A 4,325-nucleotide genomic window follows, 5' to 3' on the forward strand; every position below is an offset into this window, starting at 1 on the left:
GAAGAAATCTGTGATAGTGATTTTTCTTCCTTGAGAATTTCCAGTACAATTTTAGACTTGAAATCAGCAGGATATCTTTTGCGAACGGACATTTGCGTCTTAAGACCCCCTGTATTTGTGTTTAAATTCTTGGGTCCATTATACCTGCGCCATTCGTAAAAGCCGCCGGCGGGTATCAGGCAGCGGCGGTGATAAAAGGAATGGCGAAAGGAAGCCTTCTGGTCGATTGTTTCTGCGCGGGCGTTAATCATTTTGCAACCCGTTTTTTGGTCCTTCGCCCAGCGGGGGAAGCAACCCCCAGCGCATGGACCGGGCCCTGCGCATGCCAATGATAATTATTTAATCGAAAGGGAAAACGCTCTGCGGGGAAAGATTGGTGGGCTCGATGAAGAGTATTTTGGCTATCTTAATTGGCTTTATTATAGGCACCATTTCTGGCCACATTTGCGGATGGATTTTACCATTTCTTCTTTTCGGTGACGGCTCAAATCTTTACTTTGGGCTTAAATCCTTTGGCGTTGAACCGTATGCCGCAGCGGTGGTAACCTTGACAATTTTGGGCGCTATTGCTGGCGGAGTTGCTGGGTATTTGTATATTAAGTTTGAGAAAAGATAAAATAATAAATGCCCCTCCAAAGGCGCTTACATAACCGCCTTCAACTTCTCGCTGATACTTATTAACTCATCCAGCCCTGGCTCACTTGAAGCAATTTCGCAGCATCATGTGGGCTCAAGCTGTGATAATATATAAAGTTTCCTTCTAAATAAGTAACGCCCCACGGAGGAGGATGGGGGCGCTTGACAATTGGGAAGAGAAAAATTATTCTAAATGCCTCTATTATGTTACCCGATGACACCTGAACATTCTGTCAAAGAAACGACAATTTCGCAAAAAATGTCCAAATGTATCTATGCTTCGCAAAAGAGCCATATTCAACATTTTCGTTGAGTGCGGCTTTTTTATTTTCACCAGAAAGGAGGTTTATTTCAATGCCCTGTGACGGTAGGGCATGATGGAAGGCGGGAGTTCCCGAGCCATCTCGGTGAAAAAAATCCCGCAGCCGGCGAATTAGCCTACGGGAAACGTTGGGATAGCGGAGAACTAACATTGTCGAAAAATGTTGGCAGAATTAAGTGACAATCATTTTATAAGTACAGGATAATTTTTTTATATGTCGAAAGATAATGAAAAAAATACTAATAATGAGAAAAGATAAACTTGGGACAGTGCATTTCACTAGCCTGTGAAAATAAGAAAGTATCGTGGTGAGCTTGTGTAATGATTGAGCAAAAGAATGAAATGAAAGCCGTGAAAACTCTCCTGAAGCTGTTTATAAAAGAAATATTCAAAAAAAGAATATCTCGATATCGTGGTTAAATTCATTCAAAAATTGGTGCGGTTGTCGTTGTGTGGGTATAAGAGTTTTAACTGAAGAGGGCTATATTCCTTATGAATCATATGTTGGTTTCAGCGAGGAGTTTTGGGAATCAGAGAATTGGCTCTCGGTAAAAAGTGATAAATGCGCATGTATACGTGTAATTACCGGAAATCAAGAGGCACAGGACGCTCCAATTATGACTCAAGGTGGCTCCTTCTTTTGCAATAACACTATTAAGTACATCAGTGAGCTCTCAAAAGAACAGCGGGCAAGGTTTCGAGGGGTATGTGTTCAATCTGTGAAATTTATCGAGTCAACTGCCCCTCTAATTGGGGAAGCGATAAACAGGTATGACATGGAAGAGGAGCTTCAGAGGAGTTACGATATTCAGGCAATATTAAACAACCTTCTGGATGGCATAAGTGAAATAGTTTATGTCGCTGACCCAAAAACATATGAAATATTATACGTAAACAAACCTACCCGGAATTTGTTTCAAAAGGATCTGGTCGGGGGTGCTTGCTATAGAGAGTTTCAGGGAGGGGAATCTCCGTGTGGATTTTGCACCAACGAAATAATCTTAAAAGAAAAGGGCAAGCCTTATCAATGGGAGTACCATAACCCGCTCTTGAACAAGGATTTTGTGATAGTGGATAAGATCATAAAGTGGCCGGACGGCCGTGATGTTCGCTTTGAATTTGCGGTAGACATTACCGGGCGTAAGATGACAGAAAAAGCTATGAGAAGCAGGTTGGAATTTGAGGGAACCGTTAAGCGCATTTCGTCCCGGTTTGTCGGAGTTTATAATTTAGATGATGCCATTAACGCTTCCCTTGCCATAAGGGCCGATGTCTCAAAAAGCATGGACGAACTGTTCAAAGAAGCCGATAACGCAATGTAGCGGGAAAAACTACACCATAATCAGAGCTCTCGCAGCGCCATTGTGCAGACCCTCAAGAAAGCGCTGGAGGTCAGAGATTTCATCACCGAGGGTCATGCAGAACGTTTAAAGGATCTGGTTATAGATTTGGCTAGCTAGATAACCGCTCTGTTGGGGCCGAGGCCGTGGATGACGGCATCTTATACTATACAGCACCTGGGAGTGAATTTTTTTCTCTATTAAAACAGAGGAAAAAAAAATAATAGAATATTTGGTCGATTTAGAGGAAATTTGAAAATTAGATGTAATTATATTGCTAAAATCATTTATGAGCTTGAGCCTGCGCTTGGGCTTGGATGAGAGCGAGTTTGGTAAAGATTTCCGTATTATAGATGCAGAAACAAGTGAGAAAAAATAAGTCTAATAGTAGATACTGTATATTCAGTATCCCGTTATTCCGAGGATGAAGTGGAAAAAAACAGAATCAGTAAATGATGGAGACCAGTTAATTAAAAGCATTATTCACCAATTCAGCTAGACCTGAGGCTTTAAAGTATGGTAACCGGTGGTGATGATGGAGGTTAAAACAGGCAAAGAAAGGGGGGGAATGTAGCTTAGTTTTTTTTGAGAAAATTTAACAAAGGTGAGCGCTACATGTTACTTACTGATAGAATTAAAAGGGGGTTTAAAGAATGTTTCATAAATTTACCGGAATACAGGGAAAGTTGCTTGCTCTTATTTTTTCTTTAATTATAATTTCGGTTACTGTTGTAGGTTATTTTGCAGTAAGTCAACTATACAACTATGGTAATAAAATGCAAAAGACCTCAGGAATCACCTGGTGGCCGCTCATCAAAACCAGCTAAAAAGTCTTGGTGATACTGTTTATACTTTACTTTCTGAATATTCTGAACGGGCGAGGAAAGGTGAGTTAAGTGTAGAGGAGGCCCAACAACGTGCGCTTTTACGGATAGGAGCTATGCGCTATAATGACGGCGCAGGTTATTACTGGGTACATACCGCAACAGACCCTCGCCACCCTGTGATGGTTATGCACCCGATTAAACCCGAAATGAATGGTGCCGACTTATCCGGTATAAATGATTTTGATACAGTGGAAAAGATTTTTTACGAGGGCAAAATCTATTTAAAGAACGACGAAGTAATTAAAAGCAATATTAAACCCACAGACTTGTTTATAAAAATGAATGAAGTATGTATTAATGAAGGTGAAGGTTTTGTAACGTACTACTGGTCGAAGGGTAATGCCGGTGCCGCCAGCGATGTGGGATACCCCAAGATGTCCTATGTTAAGCTTTTTAAACCATGGGGCTGGGTAATCGGTACCGGGTTTTATATTGATAATGTAGATAATGAAATTGCAGCAGCCAATGCATTAACGTTTTCTACCGTAAAAAAATCAGTTTGGAAAATAGGTCTGAATGTTGTTATCTGTTTACTTGTTGCTGTTTTATTATGTATTTTGTTTGCTTCCAGGATAGCTAAACCAATCAAAGAAATAGCCTTAAATGCTCAACGCATTGCCAGTGGTGATTTGACCCAACAAATAAAAGTTAAATCCCAAGATGAAATAGGTATCCTGGCCGGTGCATTCAACCAGATGATCGGAAACTTTAAGGCCATGATAGGCGACATCCAGAAGAGTTCCGACCGGCTGGCCTCGCACAGCCAGGAGCTGGCATCTTCCAGTGAAGAGGTAAGTGCTACGGTTGAAGAAGTGGCCAGCACCACCAATGAAGTTGCAGCTGTTTCGGCCCAGGGAGCGGAGAATGCACAAGCTGCGGCCCTGGAATCTGAACAGGTGCAGCGGGTGGCCGAGGAAGGCAACCGGGCCGTAAAGGAAACGGTAGAAAAAATAAACATTATTGCCTCAAGTACTGAAAACGTTGCCAAGGCCGTTCAAGAACTTGGTGAGCAATCCAACAAAATTGGAGAAATTATAAACACCATTACCAACATAGCGGACCAGACCAACCTTCTGGCTCTGAACGCCGCCATCGAGGCCGCCCGGGCCGGGGAACACGGCCGGGGGTTTGCAGTGGTGG

The 4,325-nt window shown here is 42.2% G+C and carries 3 protein-coding genes and 2 pseudogenes; 4 read left to right on the top strand and 1 reads right to left on the bottom strand.

Annotated elements, in window-relative coordinates; translation table 11 throughout:
• The coding region (locus tag BM299_RS20360) for an SOS response-associated peptidase family protein (protein ID WP_165608445.1) at positions 1-251 on the bottom strand (251 nt) is incomplete at its 3' end.
• A gap of 134 nt (positions 252-385) precedes the next feature.
• Here BM299_RS20360 and BM299_RS18520 point away from each other — a divergent pair.
• From BM299_RS18520 to BM299_RS20555, 4 genes and pseudogenes are all read left to right on the top strand, one after another.
• Positions 386-616: a hypothetical protein gene (locus BM299_RS18520; RefSeq protein WP_092487964.1), complete on the top strand. Its 231-nt coding sequence runs from the start codon at positions 386-388 to the stop codon at positions 614-616.
• Positions 617-1,410: 794 nt separating this feature from the next.
• Entirely contained in the window at positions 1,411-2,280 is an 870-nt protein-coding gene (locus BM299_RS18525) for a PAS domain-containing protein (RefSeq protein WP_092487967.1), read from the top strand.
• Positions 2,281-3,100: 820 nt separating this feature from the next.
• Positions 3,101-3,832: pseudogene (locus BM299_RS20550) on the top strand (cache domain-containing protein); the annotation flags it as partial.
• Positions 3,833-4,111: 279 nt separating this feature from the next.
• Positions 4,112-4,325: pseudogene (locus BM299_RS20555) on the top strand (methyl-accepting chemotaxis protein); the annotation flags it as partial.

This window comes from Desulfoscipio geothermicus DSM 3669 (assembly GCF_900115975.1).
In the GTDB taxonomy this organism is placed as follows: domain Bacteria; phylum Bacillota; class Desulfotomaculia; order Desulfotomaculales; family Desulfallaceae; genus Desulfoscipio; species Desulfoscipio geothermicus.

Coding starts and splice junctions, on each gene's coding strand:
- BM299_RS18520 (WP_092487964.1), top strand. CDS start 386: ATGAAGAGTATTTTGGCTATCTTAATTGGCTTTATTATAGGCACCATT.